The organism is Streptomyces sp. URMC 123, from assembly GCF_051386515.1.
Taxonomy (GTDB): Bacteria; Actinomycetota; Actinomycetes; order Streptomycetales; family Streptomycetaceae; genus Streptomyces.
In genome coordinates this window covers 1-242 of the sequence record NZ_JBPQTV010000795.1, presented here as the reverse complement: position 1 = coordinate 242, position 242 = coordinate 1, and the positions used below count along the sequence as shown (strand labels likewise).

The 242-nt window shown below is 73.1% G+C and carries 1 pseudogene; it reads right to left on the bottom strand.

Annotated elements, in window-relative coordinates:
* Positions 1-242 (bottom strand): annotated as a pseudogene (locus ACSNOD_RS32045) (excinuclease ABC subunit UvrA); the annotation flags it as partial.

Sequence of the window (242 nt, the reverse complement as noted above, 5' to 3'; positions counted from 1 at the left end):
ACCCCGGTGACCACGGTCAGCACGCCGAGGGGGATGTCGACGTCGACATCGCGCAGGTTGTTCGCCGACGCGCCGCGGACCGGGAGCACCCCGGACGGCGTCCGCACCGACGGCTTCAGCGAAACGCGGTCGTCGAGGTGCCGGCCGGTGACGGTGCCGCTGGTGCGCAGGCCGTCGACCGTGCCCTCGAAGACCACCTCACCACCGGCCGTACCGGCCAACGGCCCCAGGTCCACGACGTG